At 47.7% G+C, this 17,655-nt stretch carries 9 protein-coding genes, 4 tRNA genes and 3 rRNA genes; 6 read left to right on the top strand and 10 right to left on the bottom strand.

The features are described from left to right. Nucleotides 1-73: 73 nt before the first annotated feature. The gene (locus HQN60_RS06320) at nucleotides 74-847 is read left to right on the top strand and encodes an exodeoxyribonuclease III (RefSeq protein WP_173532846.1); all 774 of its coding nucleotides are present in this window, start codon (nucleotides 74-76) and stop codon (nucleotides 845-847) included. A 54-nt stretch (nucleotides 848-901) separates the two neighbouring features. Continuing rightward, entirely contained in the window at nucleotides 902-2,137 is a 1,236-nt protein-coding gene (locus HQN60_RS06315; protein WP_173532845.1) for an AmpG family muropeptide MFS transporter, read from the top strand. A gap of 55 nt (nucleotides 2,138-2,192) precedes the next feature. On the opposite strand, the gene HQN60_RS06310 is transcribed toward HQN60_RS06315, so the two are convergent. From HQN60_RS06310 to HQN60_RS06285, 6 genes are all read right to left on the bottom strand, one after another. Next, entirely contained in the window at nucleotides 2,193-2,510 is a 318-nt protein-coding gene (locus HQN60_RS06310) for a GIY-YIG nuclease family protein (RefSeq protein WP_173532844.1), read from the bottom strand. A 203-nt stretch (nucleotides 2,511-2,713) separates the two neighbouring features. Then, nucleotides 2,714-2,827, bottom strand: a 5S ribosomal RNA gene (gene rrf, locus HQN60_RS06305). A gap of 226 nt (nucleotides 2,828-3,053) precedes the next feature. Continuing rightward, nucleotides 3,054-5,946: ribosomal RNA gene (locus HQN60_RS06300) — 23S ribosomal RNA — on the bottom strand. Between the two features lie 360 nt (nucleotides 5,947-6,306). Next, nucleotides 6,307-6,382: transfer RNA gene (locus tag HQN60_RS06295), tRNA-Ala, on the bottom strand. Nucleotides 6,383-6,389: 7 nt separating this feature from the next. Continuing rightward, a tRNA-Ile gene (locus HQN60_RS06290) sits at nucleotides 6,390-6,466 on the bottom strand. Nucleotides 6,467-6,530: 64 nt separating this feature from the next. Continuing rightward, nucleotides 6,531-8,064 (bottom strand): 16S ribosomal RNA (locus tag HQN60_RS06285). Together the 16S, 23S and 5S rRNA genes with 2 tRNA genes alongside form the textbook arrangement of a ribosomal RNA operon. A 460-nt stretch (nucleotides 8,065-8,524) precedes the next feature. Between HQN60_RS06285 and HQN60_RS06280 the strand changes: the two genes are divergently transcribed. Further along, nucleotides 8,525-9,373, top strand: a complete 849-nt coding sequence (locus HQN60_RS06280; RefSeq protein ID WP_173532843.1) for a 23S rRNA (adenine(2030)-N(6))-methyltransferase RlmJ — start codon at nucleotides 8,525-8,527, stop codon at nucleotides 9,371-9,373. 77 nt (nucleotides 9,374-9,450) lie between these two features. On the opposite strand, the gene HQN60_RS06275 is transcribed toward HQN60_RS06280, so the two are convergent. From HQN60_RS06275 to gloA, 4 genes are all read right to left on the bottom strand, one after another. Next, complete coding sequence (locus HQN60_RS06275; RefSeq protein ID WP_173534625.1) at nucleotides 9,451-10,242, bottom strand: inositol monophosphatase family protein; 792 nt, start codon at nucleotides 10,240-10,242, stop codon at nucleotides 9,451-9,453. Nucleotides 10,243-10,448: 206 nt separating this feature from the next. After that, on the bottom strand, nucleotides 10,449-12,845 hold the full coding sequence (locus tag HQN60_RS06270; RefSeq protein WP_254456686.1) for a phosphoketolase family protein: 2,397 nt from the start codon (nucleotides 12,843-12,845) through the stop codon (nucleotides 10,449-10,451). 668 nt (nucleotides 12,846-13,513) lie between these two features. Next, nucleotides 13,514-14,905: a sodium:proton antiporter gene (locus tag HQN60_RS06265; RefSeq protein ID WP_173532842.1), complete on the bottom strand. Its 1,392-nt coding sequence runs from the start codon at nucleotides 14,903-14,905 to the stop codon at nucleotides 13,514-13,516. Between the two features lie 77 nt (nucleotides 14,906-14,982). Beyond that, on the bottom strand, nucleotides 14,983-15,363 hold the full coding sequence (gloA, locus tag HQN60_RS06260; protein WP_173532841.1) for a lactoylglutathione lyase: 381 nt from the start codon (nucleotides 15,361-15,363) through the stop codon (nucleotides 14,983-14,985). A 156-nt stretch (nucleotides 15,364-15,519) separates the two neighbouring features. On the opposite strand from gloA, the gene HQN60_RS06255 reads away from it, so the two are divergent. The 3 genes from HQN60_RS06255 to HQN60_RS06245 all read left to right on the top strand — a co-directional run bounded on the left by HQN60_RS06255 (nucleotide 15,520) and on the right by HQN60_RS06245 (nucleotide 17,532). Further along, nucleotides 15,520-15,595: transfer RNA gene (locus tag HQN60_RS06255), tRNA-Lys, on the top strand. A gap of 46 nt (nucleotides 15,596-15,641) precedes the next feature. Then, nucleotides 15,642-15,714, top strand: a tRNA-Lys gene (locus tag HQN60_RS06250). Between the two features lie 159 nt (nucleotides 15,715-15,873). Next, entirely contained in the window at nucleotides 15,874-17,532 is a 1,659-nt protein-coding gene (locus HQN60_RS06245) for an LTA synthase family protein (protein ID WP_173532840.1), read from the top strand. Nucleotides 17,533-17,655 lie beyond the last annotated feature (123 nt).

Raw genomic sequence — 17,655 nt, 5'->3', positions numbered from 1 at the left:
GGAATAATCCCTCTAAAACACTACTATTTAAACAACCCCGAAGCATATCACCCTTGAACAAGGATTTCTCCCCGTGCGCATCATTTCTGCCAATCTCAACGGTATTCGTTCCGCCACCAGCAAAGGTTTTTTAACTTGGTTAGCCGGCCAAAATGCCGACATTATTGGCGTACAAGAACTGAAAGCACAAGCCGCTGATTTAAGTCCCGAAATGCAAAGCCCTGCAGGCTTCACGGCTTATTTTCACTACGCAGAAAAAAAAGGTTATAGCGGCGTCGGTCTTTACTGCCGCCGAGCTGCAGACCAAGTTATTGTTGGCCTTGGCATTCCTGAAATTGATGCCGAAGGACGCTATTTAGAAGTGCGCTTTGGTAATTTATCGGTCATTTCACTGTATCTGCCTTCTGGTTCATCTTCGGAAGAGCGTCAAGCGGTTAAATTTGTCTTTTTAGAGCATTTTTGGTCACATCTCGCCTCATTATCGGCCTCGGGTCGTGATGTCATCGTAATGGGCGACTGGAACATTGCCCACAATGAAATCGACTTAAAAAACTGGAAAGGCAATTTAAAAAATTCCGGCTTTCTGCCCGAAGAACGCGCTTGGTTTACGCGTATGCTCAGTGAACTGCAGCTGGTTGATGTCTGGCGCACTCTATACCCAGAAGTACCAGGCTACACCTGGTGGAGCAACCGCGGTCAGGCCTATGCCAAAGACGTTGGCTGGCGTATCGATTACCAAATCGCGACTCCACAATTGGCCGCCACAGCCCAACAAGCTTACGTCTACAAAGATGAAAAATTTTCCGATCACGCCCCGCTAGTCATTGATTACGACTATTCAATATAAGCTAGGTATTGCTTCATAGCCTTTAAAAATAAATCAACACAGAGCAATACACCTATGTTTTCTAAATATCTAGCCGTTTTTAATAATCGGCGAATTTGTGCGGCAATGCTACTTGGCTTTGCTTCTGGTCTGCCATTAGCACTCACCGGATCCACACTGCAAGCATGGTTATCCGATGCTGGTTTAGATATTAAAACCATAGGTTGGTTTACCTTGGTTGGACAACCTTATACTTGGAAATTTTTATGGTCACCCCTCGTTGATCGCTTTCCAATGCCATTCTTAGGCCGGCGTCGGGGTTGGATTTTAATAACCCAAATTGCGCTTGCTGCAGTCATCGCCAAAATGAGTGGGCTTGATCCACAAACACACTTAGCCACTTTTGCCTTGATGGCGCTATTAATTGCTTTCTTTTCAGCAACTCAAGACGTCGTCATTGATGCCTACCGCACCGAAGTGCTACAGCCCGAAGAGCGTGGCGCCGGAGCGGCTGTGGGCGTCTTCGGTTATCGAATGGCAATGCTAACATCAGGTGCTGTCGCACTTATTTTGGCCGACGGTATATTAACTTGGGAACAAACTTACCTAGTTATGGCGGGGATTATGGGCACCATGGCCATCGTCACCTTTTTTTCGCCCGAGCCTGTATTGCAGACCAAACCACCACTGAGTCTACGTTCTGCAATTATCGATCCATTAAAAGAATTTTTTTCCCGTGATGGCGCGTGGATTCTATTGGCTTTAGTCGTTGCCTATAAACTTGGCGATGCTTTTGCTGGCAGCTTATCTACAAAATTCTTACTCGACATGGGATATAGCAAATCAATTATTGGCCAAGCCTATAAAGTCTTTGGTCTAGTTGCCACTTTAGTCGGGGGTTTTGCCGGAGCCATTTTGATGTTGCGCTGGGGCTTATATAAATCGCTGGTCATTTTTGGCATATTACAAGCACTCACCAATTTAGGTTATTGGCTCATTGCTATTCATGGTTCGCCTGATATTGGTTTGTTACTCTTTGCGATCAGCACCGAGAATCTAGCCGGCGGAATGGGCACAACAGCAGCCGTCGCCTTATTAATGAGCTTATGTAACCCGAATTTTACTGCAACTCAATACGCGCTCTTATCTGCATTAACTGCTTTTGGTCGAGTTTATGTAGGACCTGCATCTGGTTATCTCGTTACTGCAGTGGGTTGGTCGCATTTCTTTATGATTTCAGCCGCAATTGCATTACCAGGACTCGCTTTATTATTTGTTCTGCGTAAAACAATACATAAACTAGATCAATAAATAATTATTGAGTGCATTTCATATCACGATGAATCTATTAATTCATCGTGATTTTTTATACTTTCAATTCTTTCAATTTAACTTCAGTCCAAATCCCATCAATACATCGCAATTCTTCACCCAAACTTGATGACTCAGCCACTAATGCCCATTTTTGTGCCGTCGTTAACTGCTTAATCGCATATTCAACCCGCAAAGCAACGCGTTGATCATTACAAAGCCAGCGAATTAAAATCCGTTCAGGAGGAAAAGCTCGCGTATAGCGCGCGCCTTTTCCATTGAGATGCTGTACATATCGACGTTCTATATCCGTTGTTACGCCGGTATACAACCGATTACCTCGGCAAACTAAAATATACACAAACCAAGTCATGACATCGCAACCCCTAAGATCTGCAATCCACTCCAGCATAGCATCACTACAAAAGCTTCAGGCCAAGGTATATTCCTCAGCAGTCTATATTGCAAGGGCTAGGAAGAGATACAGCACATCGGTATCTACAATTTGTACTCCAGCACCGAAACGACGCATAGCAAAAAGCCCGACTCTTTCGAATCGGGCTTCTCTATAGGGAAGTCTGGCAATGACCTACTTTCACACGGGCAATCCGCACTATCATCGGCGCTGAGGTGTTTCACTGTCCTGTTCGGGATGGGAAGGAGTGGGACCACCTCGCTATGGTCGCCAGACATTAAACTGTCTGGTGCAACTCTTTCGAGCTACACGAGAGTTATCGCATTCAGCCGCTATCTTTTCAGACCGCAACCTACAACGCTAACTCGTAAAATCAATAGAAGAAGTAATTATACTACACACCAATCAACACCATTTAAGTATTTTTTGTAGTTCAGCGCTTTCACACCGTCCTACTTTGGGTCAATTATATCCATCGTCGCACTACGCGCTTCAGGTTATAGGATCAAGCCTCACGAGCAATTAGTATTGGTTAGCTTAACGCATTACTGCGCTTCCACACCCAACCTATCAACGTCCTGGTCTCGAACGACTCTTTAGAGGATTTAAAACCCTAGGGAAATCTCATCTTGAGGCAAGTTTCGCGCTTAGATGCTTTCAGCGCTTATCTCTTCCCGACTTAGCTACCCGGCAATGCCACTGGCGTGACAACCGGTACACCAGAGGTCAGTCCACTCCGGTCCTCTCGTACTAGGAGCAGCCCCTCTCAAATTTCCAACGCCCACTGCAGATAGGGACCAAACTGTCTCACGACGTTTTGAACCCAGCTCACGTACCACTTTAAATGGCGAACAGCCATACCCTTGGGACCGGCTACAGCCCCAGGATGTGATGAGCCGACATCGAGGTGCCAAACTCCGCCGTCGATGTGAACTCTTGGGCGGAATCAGCCTGTTATCCCCGGAGTACCTTTTATCCGTTGAGCGATGGCCCTTCCATACAGAACCACCGGATCACTATGTCCTGCTTTCGCACCTGCTCGACTTGTCGGTCTCGCAGTTAAGCCGCCTTTTGCCATTACACTATCAGTACGATGTCCGACCGTACCTAGGCGACCTTCGAGCTCCTCCGTTACAATTTGGGAGGAGACCGCCCCAGTCAAACTGCCTACCATGCACGGTCCCCGATCCGGATAACGGACCAAGGTTAGAACCTCAAAGGGGTCAGGGTGGTATTTCAAGGACGGCTCCACAGAAACTAGCGTCTCTGCTTCAAAGCCTCCCACCTATCCTACACAAACCACTTCAAAGTCCAATGCAAAGCTACAGTAAAGGTTCACGGGGTCTTTCCGTCTAGCAGCGGGGAGATTGCATCTTCACAAACACTTCAACTTCGCTGAGTCTCGGGAGGAGACAGTAGGGCCATCGTTACGCCATTCGTGCGGGTCGGAACTTACCCGACAAGGAATTTCGCTACCTTAGGACCGTTATAGTTACGGCCGCCGTTTACTGGGGCTTCGATCAAGAGCTTGCACCCCATCAATTAACCTTCCAGCACCGGGCAGGCGTCACACCCTATACATCCACTTTCGTGTTGGCAGAGTGCTGTGTTTTTGATAAACAGTCGCAGCCCCCATTTCTCTGCGGCCTTATATAGCTCCAAACGCAAGGTTCTTCACCTATAAGGCACACCTTCTCCCGAAGTTACGGTGTTAATTTGCCGAGTTCCTTCTCCCGAGTTCTCTCAAGCACCTTAGAATACTCTTCCTACCCACCTGTGTCGGTTTGCGGTACGGTTCAATATAAGCTGAAGCTTAGTGGCTTTTCTTGGAAGCAGGGTATCAGTTACTTCATCACCTAAGTGAATCGTCATCATGCCTCAGCGTTAACAGCGTCCCGGATTTGCCTAAGACACCCGCCTACACACTTAAACCAACTATTCCAACAGTTGGCTAACCTAACCTTCTCCGTCCCCACATCGCACTTATATCAAGTACAGGAATATTAACCTGTTTCCCATCGACTACGCATTTCTGCCTCGCCTTAGGGGCCGACTCACCCTGCGCCGATGAACGTTGCGCAGGAAACCTTGGGTTTTCGGTGAGGGAGCTTTTCACTCCCTTTATCGCTACTCATGTCAGCATTCGCACTTCTGATACCTCCAGCATCCTTCTCAAGACACCTTCACAGGCTTACAGAACGCTCCTCTACCATATGCCATAAATGGTCATATCCGCGTCTTCGGTTATCAATTTGAGCCCCGTTACATCTTCCGCGCAGGACGACTCGACCAGTGAGCTATTACGCTTTCTTTAAATGATGGCTGCTTCTAAGCCAACATCCTGGCTGTCTGTGCCTTCCCACCTCGTTTTCCACTTAATTGATCATTTGGGACCTTAGACGGCGGTCTGGGTTGTTTCCCTCTTGACCCAGGACGTTAGCACCCCAGGTCTGTCTCCCATGCTCGCACTTGACGGTATTCAGAGTTTGCCATGGTTTGGTAAGTCGCGATGACCCCCTAGCCATAACAGTGCTTTACCCCCGTCAGTGATACATGAGGCACTACCTAAATAGTTTTCGAGGAGAACCAGCTATTTCCAAGTTTGTTTAGCCTTTCACCCCTATCCACAGCTCATCCCCTAACTTTGCAACGTTAGTGGGTTCGGACCTCCAGTGCGTGTTACCGCACCTTCATCCTGGCCATGGATAGATCACTTGGTTTCGGGTCTACGCCCAGCAACTATGCGCCCTATTCGGACTCGGTTTCCCTACGCCTCCCCTATTCGGTTAAGCTCGCTACTGAACGTAAGTCGCTGACCCATTATACAAAAGGTACGCAGTCACCCCATTTTTCAAGGGCTCCCACTGTTTGTATGCATCCGGTTTCAGGTTCTATTTCACTCCCCTCCCGGGGTTCTTTTCGCCTTTCCCTCACGGTACTGGTTCACTATCGGTCGATGATGAGTATTTAGCCTTGGAGGATGGTCCCCCCATCTTCAAACAGGATTTCTCGTGTCCCGCCCTACTTCTCGTACGCTTAGTACCACAATTGACTTTTCATATACGGGACTATCACCCACTATGGTTGGACTTTCCATTCCATTCTATTAAGTCTACTGCTATCACGTACAGGCTCTTCCCATTTCGCTCGCCACTACTTTGGGAATCTCGGTTGATTTCTTTTCCTCCGGTTACTTAGATGTTTCAGTTCACCGGGTTCGCTTCGCTAGACCTATGTATTCAGTCTAGGATGACCCAAAAGGGCCGGGTTTCCCCATTCGGAAATCGTGGGATCAAAGCACTTTGCCAGCTCCCCCACGCTTATCGCAGGCTATCACGTCCTTCGTCGCCTATCATCGCCAAGGCATCCACCAGATGCACTTATTCGCTTGATCCTATAACCTCAAACACGTAAAACGTATCTCAGATTACTGAAATCGTATTTGCGACTTGCAAGTGAGTTCTCATTTCACTTGCGGTTCAGTTACACTGGCATGAGACCAGCACAACTGAACAGATACAATCAACCCAATATTTTTACTTTGAAACTAAACTCAACAACAACTGCAAGCAGTTATTCTCAAATCTAATTCCATTACAATGTTTATTGGAATTAATTACTTCTTCTATTTTGTTAAAGAGCGATATTTAATTAATCATTAAATGACTAATCATTCTAATTTTAGAAACCAGAATAAAATACACTGCACATAACAACGTGCAATACATAGAATTCTATTTTCTACAGCAGATAATGGTGGAGGTTAACGGACTCGAACCGTTCACCCCCTGCTTGCAAAGCAGGTGCTCTACCAGATGAGCTAAACCCCCGTGATACTGGTGGGTCAGATAGGAATCGAACCTATGACCCCCGCGTTATCAACACGGTGCTCTAACCAACTGAGCTACTGACCCATATCGTTTCTTTCAAATCTACAGCCGATGAGTGTGAGTACTTAATCTACCAATCTTTCTCTTGAAAGGAGGTGATCCAGCCGCAGGTTCCCCTACGGCTACCTTGTTACGACTTCACCCCAGTCATGAATCCTACCGTGGTAACCGGACTCCCGAAGGTTATCCTAGCTACTTCTGGTAAAACCCACTCCCATGGTGTGACGGGCGGTGTGTACAAGGCCCGGGAACGTATTCACCGCGACATGCTGATCCGCGATTACTAGCGATTCCGACTTCATGCACTCGAGTTGCAGAGTGCAATCCGGACTACGATCGGTTTTGTGAGATTAGCTCCCCCTCGCGGGTTGGCGACCCTCTGTACCGACCATTGTATGACGTGTGAAGCCCTGGTCATAAGGGCCATGAGGACTTGACGTCATCCCCACCTTCCTCCGGTTTGTCACCGGCAGTCCCATTAAAGTGCTCAACTAAATGTTAGCAACTAATGGCAAGGGTTGCGCTCGTTGCGGGACTTAACCCAACATCTCACGACACGAGCTGACGACAGCCATGCAGCACCTGTGTTACGGTTCCCGAAGGCACTCCTCTATCTCTAAAGGATTCCGTACATGTCAAGACCAGGTAAGGTTTTTCGCGTTGCATCGAATTAATCCACATCATCCACCGCTTGTGCGGGCCCCCGTCAATTCCTTTGAGTTTTAGTCTTGCGACCGTACTCCCCAGGCGGTCTACTTCACGCGTTAGCTGCGTTACTAAGCTCCGAAAAGCCCAACAACTAGTAGACATCGTTTAGGGCGTGGACTACCAGGGTATCTAATCCTGTTTGCTCCCCACGCTTTCGTCCATGAGTGTCAGTATTAGGCCAGGGGGTTGCCTTCGCCATCGGTGTTCCTCCACATCTCTACGCATTTCACTGCTACACGTGGAATTCCACCCCCCTCTCCCATACTCTAGCGAGACAGTCATAAACGCAATTCCTAGGTTGAGCCCAGGGATTTCACGTCTATCTTATCAAGCCACCTGCGGACGCTTTACGCCCAGTAATTCCGATTAACGCTTGGACCCTACGTATTACCGCGGCTGCTGGCACGTAGTTAGCCGGTCCTTATTCTTCGGGTACTGTCATCCCCAGCAGTTATTAACCACTAGGATTTCCTCCCCGACAAAAGCGCTTTACAACCCGAAGGCCTTCTTCACGCACGCGGCATTGCTGGATCAGGCTTTCGCCCATTGTCCAAGATTCCCCACTGCTGCCTCCCGTAGGAGTCTGGACCGTGTCTCAGTTCCAGTGTGGCGGATCGTCCTCTAAGACCCGCTACTGATCGTTGCCTTGGTAGGCCTTTACCCTACCAACTAGCTAATCAGCCATCGGCTGCTCCAATAACGTGAGGCCTTGCGGTCCCCCACTTTCCCCCTCAGGGCGTATGCGGTATTAGCACTCCTTTCGAAGCGTTATCCCCCATTACTGGGTACATTCCGATGTATTACTCACCCGTTCGCCACTCGTCAGCGGTGCAAGCACCCTGTTACCGTTCGACTTGCATGTGTAAAGCATGCCGCCAGCGTTCAATCTGAGCCAGGATCAAACTCTTTCGTTTAATCTAGCTGAATTTACATACTTGGCTTAGTACTCATTACTCAAAGAAACACTTGGTTAAAAACCAAGATTTCTTTTAAATCTTGAGTGTAAGCACTTGTTTGACTGGCAAACCAAGCACTCACACTCATCGGCTGTATTTTGTTAAAGATCAGTGGCTTAGACACTGAAACCAGCTGGAAAACCGCTTGTTTCGTTTGCTGTGTCAGCAGCAGAGAGGCCGAACTATACCCACCCACCTAAAGTCCGTCAACACCTAGGTGCAAAGAAAACCACACAAAGGTGCTAAGTCGTTGATTTTCATAACATCTAAAATTGACACAAAAGCAACGCAACCACGCAAACTGCACCAAGCCCAATCAATATGCGAATAATTAATCGCCATTAACTCAATCAAAACTTAAGCAAAACGTCTGAACGAGTACAATTAGCGCATTCAAGCTCTTTTTATATGTATATATATGCTCAGTTATCGTCACGCCTTCCACGCTGGCAACCATGCCGACGTTCTCAAGCATTGCATCGAGGTGATGCTGCTCGATTATATGAATCAAAAAGACAAACCTTGGTGGTATATCGATACGCACGCCGGTGCGGGCGTGTATTCATTGACGCAAGGCTATGCGACCAAAAATGCCGAATTCGAAACCGGCATTGCGCGATTATGGCAGCGCACTGATTTACCCGCGCCACTGCAACGCTATATAGATGTTGTAAAAGATTTGAACGCAGGTAGCGCGCATTTGCAGTTATATCCTGGCTCACCATATGTGGCGCAGGCTTTGCAGCGCAGGGACGATAAATTACGTTTATTTGAATTGCATCCAAGTGACAGCAAGTTACTGGCGGAGAATTTTCTGGATGCCGGCCGCGCAGCCAAAGTGGTGCAAGCGGATGGCTTTGCCAGCATCAAAAGCGTATTACCGCCGCCGCCGCGTCGGGCTTTGATGTTGATTGATCCACCGTATGAAGAAAAGCATGATTATGTGCGGGTGGTTGAAACACTAAAAGAAGCGCTAGAGCGCTTTCCAACGGGTACATATGCGGTGTGGTATCCGCAATTGTCACGGGCCGAAACCAAGCAAATGCCTGAGAAACTCAAAAAGCTCGGCGCAAAAAGCTGGTTACATGTTGCGCTCACCGTGCATACGCCACGCGCGGATGGTTTTGGCATGCATGGCAGCGGGATGTTTATCTTGAATCCACCGTGGACTTTAAATAATGAACTTAAAGAAATCATGCCCTACTTAGTTCAACATTTAGGCCTAGATAACGGCGCTAAATATCTACTTGAACAACAAGCAGCTTAATTTCAGCAACGTGGAATAAAATAATGGCTAGGTATATACACCTAGCCATTATTTATTAAAGCCTGCAACACAATACATTACTTATTAGCTTGCACCCATACCTGCCAAGCAGCATAAAGCGACGGTGTTCGCGCGGCGACCGCGCTGCGATGCCAAGGATTTTCTTGCCAATACTCATCATGGAAAATCGAACCAACTTGTCCGCCTGACTCCAGTAGGATCAACACCCCTGCAGCGTAATCCCAAAGTTTTTGCGCCCCATGCAGCATAACATCAGTGCGCCCCGCCGCCAGCCAGCACCAATCTATGGTGGATGCACCAAAATTGCGGTGACTGTGATAGGGATTCAAGGTCACGATCCGCGTCGCTAAATGCCCAGACAACCACTTGGTTTCAACCGAAGCAATCGCACCAGACAAAGGACGCTCGTCTCGCACCCGTGGCAAGCGCTCATCATTTAACCATGCACCGCAAGCGGCCTCAGCTGCAAAGCATTCATCCAATACCGGCACATACACCACGGCCAACACCGGACGATGCTGACGCATCAATGCAATCGACACAGCAAAATTGGGTAAGCCGTGCGCGAAATTAGTCGTGCCATCAATCGGGTCGACCACCCACAAACCATCGGCATGCGCCGCCCATAGTTGCTCTTGCTCGGCCTGCGTCATTTCTTCGCCCAAAACGGGGCAATCGAGCAAACCAGGCAATAATCGTTGCAATGCTGTTTGCGCCGCCAAATCGGCCTCGGTAAACAAACTGCCGTCATGCTTCACTTCAGCAACGACTTTTTGATAGCGCGGCATGATTTCTGTGGCTGCGACCTCACGTGCAATGGCACATAAAGCTAATAGCGTTTCGCTCATTTTTGGCTGTAGCACGATCAATCTCTTTTCATTATGACAAACGACGTTGTAGCGAGTTTATATTGTATCGGACTCAGACCGTCTTCGCTGCTGGGCTTTTACTTAGCGCCCATCTAACCTTGATTTGGATCAGCCATAAAAAAGCCCGCGCCAAAAGGCACGGGCTATTTACGCTTTAACAATCACCCTTTACAGGGTGAAATTGCTTAGTAAGTCCACTTCCATTCTTTCACTTCTGGCATATCATCACCCACTTCGGCGATGTACTCAGCATGTTCAACCAACTTGCCAACCAGTTTTTGACGAACGTGAGCACCGATTTTTTGCAGGTGTGGTACACGATCAATCACGTCGATGGCCAAGTTGAAACGATCCAACTGATTCACTACAACCATGTCGAACGGCGTCGAAGTAGAACCTTCTTCGATATAACCACGAGCATGGATGTTAGCGTGGCCGTTACGACGGTAAGTTAAGCGATGGATCAACCATGGGTAACCATGGAAGGCAAACATCACTGGTTTGTCAGTCGTGAAGATCGCGTCAAATTCGCGGTCAGACAAGCCGTGTGGATGTTCTTCTTGCGGTTGCAGTGTCATCAAATCGCAAACGTTAACAAAGCGGATTTTCAGATCTGGGAAGTGTTGACGGAGCAAATCAGTTGCCGCCAATGCTTCCATTGTTGGGATTTCACCCGCACACGCCATCACTACATCTGGCTCGCCGCCTTGGTCGTTCGATGCCCAGTCCCAGATACCCAAACCAGTGGTAGCGTGTTTAATCGCTTGATCCATAGTCAGGTATTGCAATGCTGGCTGTTTACCGGCAACGATCACGTTCACATAATGACGTGAGCGCAATACATGGTCAGTCACCGACAACAAAGTATTGGCATCAGCTGGCAAGTACACACGAATCACTTCAGCTTTCTTGTTGATCACGTGATCCAAGAAACCTGGATCTTGATGCGAGAAGCCGTTGTGGTCTTGACGCCAAACGTGTGAAGTCAACAGGTAGTTCAATGACGGAATTGGTTTGCGCCAGTTGATGTGCTTCGTTGTTTTCAACCATTTTGCGTGTTGGTTAAACATCGAATCAATCACGTGGATAAACGCTTCGTAGCAGCTAAAGAAGCCGTGACGACCGGTCAAGTTGTACGCTTCGAGCCAACCTTGGCAAGTGTGCTCAGACAAGATTTCCATAACACGGCCATCTTGTTGCAAGAAGTCATTGGTTTTGTCTTCTTCAAAGAAGTTCGCCAACCAAGTTTTGCCCGATACTTCGAATACGTCGTTCCAACGGTTAGATGCAGTTTCATCTGGGCCGAAGATACGGAAGTTTTTCTCAGCTTCGTTTTCTTTCATCACGTCGCGGAGGAATTTACCCATTACGCGAGTCATTTCGGCGTTTTCAGTACCTGGTTTCGCAAACTTCACTTCATATTTACGGAAGTCTGGCATTTTCAAGTCTTTCGAAACTTGACCGTGCACGATTGGGTTTGAACCAAAGCGTTTAATGCCTTTCGGTGCCAAATCAACCAATTCTTGTTTCACTGAACCATCAGCATTAAACAAGGTTTCGATTTGATACGAGCGCATCCAGTTTTCCAAGTTGATCACATTCTCATCATCGATATCAGAGAATGGCACTTGGTGACTACGCCAGTAGTCTTCAACTTTTTTGCCTTTAATTTCTTTCGGGCCAGTCCAGCCTTTAGGCGTGCGCATAACAATCATTGGCCAACGTGGGCGAGTGATTGGCTTGCCTGCTTCTTGCTCTGCAATGGCAGCAGCACGAATCGCCGCAAATTTATCCATACACAAGTCCATTGCCGCAGCCATATCAATATGGATCTGGTCGAATGTATCGAGCTTGTCGTTGAATGTTTCTTGCTTGAGTTCAACAAAGATTGGCTCGTAGCCATAACCTTTGAACAAGTTAGTCACTTCTTCTTTGTCCATACGGGCAAGAAGTGTTGGATTGGCAATTTTGTAGCCGTTCAAATGCAAGATTGGCAATACAAAACCGTCATTAATCGGGTGGATGTATTTCGTTGAGTGCCAAGACGCAGCCAATGGGCCAGTTTCAGCTTCACCGTCACCAACAACAGCAATCACCACTTGGTCTGGATTATCCAGAGCCGCACCGTAGGCATGCGATACGCTGTAACCCAATTCACCACCTTCGTGCATTGAACCTGGGGTTTCTGGCGCTACGTGTGAAGGTATACCGCGTGGGAAGCTGAATTGCTTGAATAGGCGTTGCATACCTGCTTCAGTGCGATCAATCGCTGGGAAGAATTCTTCGTACGAACCTTCGAGCCAAGTATTAGCCACAAAACCAGGACCACCATGGCCAGGGCCAGTGATGTAAATCATCGATACATCACGCTCAACAATCACGCGATTGGCGTGAACAAAAATAAAGTTCAAACCTGGAGTCGTACCCCAGTGACCCAACAAACGTGGCTTGATGTGTTCACGTTTGAGCGGTAGTTTCAACATTGGGTTGTCGAGCAAATAAATCTGACCTACAGACAGGTAATTCGCTGCCTGAAAGTAACGATGCATATTACCAATTTGTTCTTTTGATAGTTGAGCCACGGTTAAACCTCTTCGGGGTTGTGATAGTGTTAATTGCTCGGTGATCGACTCCACAGTTAATCACCTGATGTAATGCAGTATACGGAGACTACGCTGTGCGCTACTGATACAAATCAAATGAGCAGCATGACAATGGCGATCTCCATAGTTTCCATTTGATACAACGCAAGAAATAGACTCAAGCTACCTCTATTTAACTAGCGCCTTCGCTGCACCGACGATGATGCTAACTTAATGCGTCAAGAATATGAATGCAAATGTAAATAAATACAGTTTTAAGTACGCTATTTTTATTAAGCTGGATTGACACTGCCACCCTCATCGTACGGCAATGATTTTTGCAAAAACTAACGCCGCCCTACGATCCAACCCCCTTACTAGTATGTAATCACTGTAAATAAATCGTCATCCTGCAGATTGAGTCGCCATCCGCCAAAAGCAAAATCTAACAACAGCTCAAACGCCGATAACGTAGCGGCCCAGCATCCCAGCCCACCCATGATCAATCTCTACCGCGCTCAACGCGGATTTGTCGTGCCGCACAGATCGACTCCGAAATAACGCAAAAAACCGTTGTAACCAACACCGAAGCTACACACGCAATGGCCAGACAAAAAAAAGGCCAGCAAAGCTGGCCTTTTAATATTAATTAACGCGTGAATCCGAACTTAAAAGAACACCAGCGTCATCAAAACAAATACGGGTAACAAGCAAACACAAGACCAAGCCATATAACCAAAGAAACTTGGCATTTTAACGCCACGATCTTCAGCTACCGCCTTCACCATAAAGTTAGGTGCATTACCGATATAACTCAGCGCGCCCATAAACACCGCACCACATGAGATCGCCAATAAGGTCGATGCCATTGTTGTCATCAGATGCGCAGCATCGCCGCTCGCTAGATTAAAGAACACCAAGTACGTTGGTGCATTATCTAGGAAGGCCGACAGCAAACCCGTCATCCAGAAATACATATAATCAATCGGCATGCCATCCGGCGAGCTAACCATCTTCACCAAGCTGGCCATTTGCCCTGCTTCACCTGCGCGCAAAATCGCAATCGCTGGCGCCATCGCAATAAAGATCGCCGCAAACAGTTTGGCGACTTCTAAAATCGGACCCCAGTTAAAATCATTCCCCGCGCGGATTTCTTTTTTGGTGAACTTCAAAGAAATAATCGCAATCAGCACTAACAGCACATCGCGCACGATGTTTTGCAATTCAACATGCGTGCCCATGATGTTCCATTCGATACCCGGCTTCCAAATCCCAGACATCACCACGCAAGCGATAATCGCGCCAATCAAACCGAAATTCCATAAACCAAAAAATTCGATCTTGCTATCAGGTGTCCGATCAACCGGCAACACGCCTTCTTTCTTATAGTAATAACTATCGATGGCATAAAACATCGCCAGCAAGATTGCCGCAGCAAACAGCACCGGCCACATCATGTGCTCAACCGTCCACATGAAATCAACGCCCTTCAAAAAGCCCAGGAACAATGGCGGATCACCGAGCGGCGTTAAACCGCCACCAATATTGGCCACCAAGAAGATAAAGAACACCACCACGTGCACATTGTGTAGGCGATTATCGTTGGCTTTAAGTAATGGACGAATCAATAACATGGCAGCGCCAGTCGTTCCCATCAACGAGGCCATCACCGCGCCCAAGGCCAAAATACCGGTATTCATTTTTGGTGAGCCATGTAAATTACCGCTCACCAAAATCCCGCCCGACACGGTATACAGCGCAAACAAAATCAGAATAAACGGAATATATTCCGCCAACATCGCATGCACCACGATACCTGCCGCAGGTGCCATGCCGTAGCTCGTGATAAAAGGTAGCAAAAACGCTGCCGCCCAAAAAGCCGAGATCTTACCGAAATGATGATGCCAAAAAGCTGGCGCAAAAATCGGAAACAACGCAATTGACAGCAATAAACCTGCAAACGGTGCTGCCCATAATAAAGACAGTTGCGCACCGTCAAAATCTGCCGCCATTGCCAAACCAGGCAATAAGGCCAACAGCCAAGTTAGTTTTTTAATCATTGAGACCACTCAGTTAAACATTAACTAATGTATTGCTTTGCTACCTATATATAGAATGCAGTAGCTAGCAATACCCCTTACTTCTGAATAAATTCAATTTTGTAACCATCCGGATCTTCGACAAACGCGATCACCGTACTACCGTGCTTCATCGGACCGGGCTCACGCACGACAACGCCGCCTTTTGCTCGAACGGCTTCACAAGCCATCACAATATCATCGGTTTCAATGGCCAAATGACCAAATGCCGTTCCCATTTGATACTCAGCAACATCCCAGTTGTGCGTCAGCTCAATCACCGACTGCTCCGACTCCGCACCATAACCGACAAAAGCTAAAGTAAAGCGTCCTTCTGGAAAATCTTGCTGGCGCAATAAACACATATTTAGTACACCACAATAAAATGCAATCGAACGCTCCAAGTTAGCAACCCGCAACATGGTATGTAATAAACGCATAGCACTCCCCTCGGTCAAAGATGCAAATCATTGTACGCGATGGCTGTTTTGCAAGGCAGTGGCATATTACTGCGATCTTTTTAAATTATTTTACACAAAGGGGTTGACGCCAAATTAAAATCATCTATAATCGCTGTCTCTGAACGAAGCAGCTCAGGGTCGTTAGCTCAGTTGGTAGAGCAGTGGACTTTTAATCCATTTGTCGCAGGTTCGAATCCCGCACGACCCACCACCCTCTCAGAGGGGAGGCAAAGTTTAGAATTGTAATACCCTTCGTTGGGTCGTTAGCTCAGTTGGTAGAGCAGTGGACTTTTAATCCATTTGTCGCAGGTTCGAATCCCGCACGACCCACACTCAATACTTGTAAAAAGCCCAGCTGCAAAGTTGGGCTTTTTGCTATCTGCTCGCCGCATGCTGCTACTCCACTAATCAGTCAAACTTATTACCAAATAGCAAATTGTCATCAAAGCTTTATAATCCGGCTTCCTTAAATTGAATGACGACTGCTACGTGAAGTTATTTTCTCATCCGCTGCTTAACAAAATCCGGCCATTGCTCCCAGACCTACTCGCAATCTGTGCGGTGATTGGTGGGCGCTTTTTGGTCGATACACAGTGGAATATGCCGCGCGTTGGCTTTTCAGTGTTGCTGTATTTCTTTTTTGCCGCTTTTTTACAGCGTTGGGCAGCCGTTGCAGCCACCTTGGCGCTAGAAGGGCTGCTGCTCAATATCAGCTACATCAAAGAAGTCGCCACCAGCGAGCCGCTGCTTGGCGCTGATTTATTTGAAGTCGGCCAAGGTATGGCCATGACCGGTTATATGAACTGGCAGATTTGGGCCTATGCCCTGATTACCATCGGCGCGATCGGCTATGGATTATGGCGGCGGCCACGCCTGAGTAAAACGCGTCTGAGCTTGGCGCTGGTACTCTGTGTTTTATTGAGTATGCAATTGGATCGGACCGGCAAACTATCGGCCTACGCCAAGCCAGTGATGCATCAATATTTGGGCAGCAAATATTCAAATTACAATTTCCGGGTCAATGCCAAAGACAACGGCATTTTAGGCCACTTAATTCTCACTATAGAAACCGCGCACAAACCCAAAGCTGGTCCGCATTCGTTTTACTCGCGCCAGCTTGCCGCCCCAGCAGCGCCGACCAGCCCCGATATCGTGGTAGTGATGTGCGAGTCTTGCTATAGCGACCCGCGCTTAATCACGCAAATGGCGCAATTGAGCCAAGCGGGCTTTAGCGAAGCACGGATTATTAGTCCGGTTTATGGTGGCGGCACGGCCGAGGCCGAGTTTGAAGCGCTCACCGGATTGTCGGCGTATATGTTGCCGGGCATCGACTTTCAAAATTTCGCTGGCCAATTTGCCGACAAAATGAGCGCCCTACCCAATTCATTGGCGGATGTGGGCTACCTCACCACCGGTATGCACAATTACTTCAGCACCTTTTGGAAGCGCAAACAGGTCTATCCCAAACTGGGTTTTGCGCAAACGCAGTTTGTCGAAAAAATGTATTGGGATAGAAAAGCCGGCTGGCCTAAAGATCAAACGCTCTACAACAATGCCTTAGCGCGCTATCAAGCTGCTCCGGCAGGGCAAAAGCAATTTATGTTTTTGGTCACCGTGATGACGCACGGCCCGTTTATTGCAGAGCAAGATAGTGGCTTAAGCCAATATCAACTGCGCTTAGGTGAAGCAATTGATGCGTTTTCAGTGTTTGCTAAGCAGCTCGAAGCCAGCGCCAAACAGCGCAAACGCGACGTAGTGATTGTGATTTTTGGCGACCATAAGCCGGGCTTAAACCAAGAATTTTTAGATCGCGGGATTTTTGATCGGCAATTTTTCAGCCCCGCAAAAAATGGCCGTTTAGAATTTAAAAGTATCTTGAGTCAAAAACAAAATAAAGTGCGCGGCGATGTGCCGCTGTATATCAAAGACAGCCGCCAGCCAGAACAAGCGCAGCAATTGGCCGAGCAATTACAAGGCCGTCCTTTGTTTTGTTTGCCTGCTGAATTAGCGCGTTTAAGCCAAAGCCAAGATCCGTTTTACGCCGCTGTAGCCGAGCGCTGCGCCAGCAATACCGCGTTTTATCAGCCCGGCCTATGGTGGCGAAACGTATTCCCCGAAGCGCTGTATGCAGAGCGTTTGTTTGACTAATGGGTATATTGCTCTAGACCATTATTAATATAGACCACATTAAAATACCCAAGGGCACTGCCACTCAAACACAAGCCAACAAAAAAGCCGCGCTGATATGCGCGGTTTTTTTTATTTCATCTG

It is taken from the genome of Deefgea piscis (genome assembly GCF_013284055.1).
Classification (GTDB): Bacteria; Pseudomonadota; Gammaproteobacteria; order Burkholderiales; family Chitinibacteraceae; genus Deefgea; species Deefgea piscis.
The sequence above is the reverse complement of the archived record's forward strand: the minus strand, read 5'-3'. Positions and strand labels throughout refer to the sequence as shown.

Bases quoted from the DNA above. Each gene is read 5' to 3' on its own strand.
- HQN60_RS06315 (WP_173532845.1), top strand. From the start codon at position 902: ATGTTTTCTAAATATCTAGCCGTTTTTAATAATCGGCGAATTTGTGCG.
- HQN60_RS06310 (WP_173532844.1), bottom strand. From the start codon at position 2,510: ATGACTTGGTTTGTGTATATTTTAGTTTGCCGAGGTAATCGGTTGTAT.
- HQN60_RS06280 (WP_173532843.1), top strand. From the start codon at position 8,525: ATGCTCAGTTATCGTCACGCCTTCCACGCTGGCAACCATGCCGACGTT.
- HQN60_RS06275 (WP_173534625.1), bottom strand. From the start codon at position 10,242: ATGAGCGAAACGCTATTAGCTTTATGTGCCATTGCACGTGAGGTCGCA.
- HQN60_RS06265 (WP_173532842.1), bottom strand. From the start codon at position 14,905: ATGATTAAAAAACTAACTTGGCTGTTGGCCTTATTGCCTGGTTTGGCA.
- gloA (WP_173532841.1), bottom strand. From the start codon at position 15,363: ATGCGTTTATTACATACCATGTTGCGGGTTGCTAACTTGGAGCGTTCG.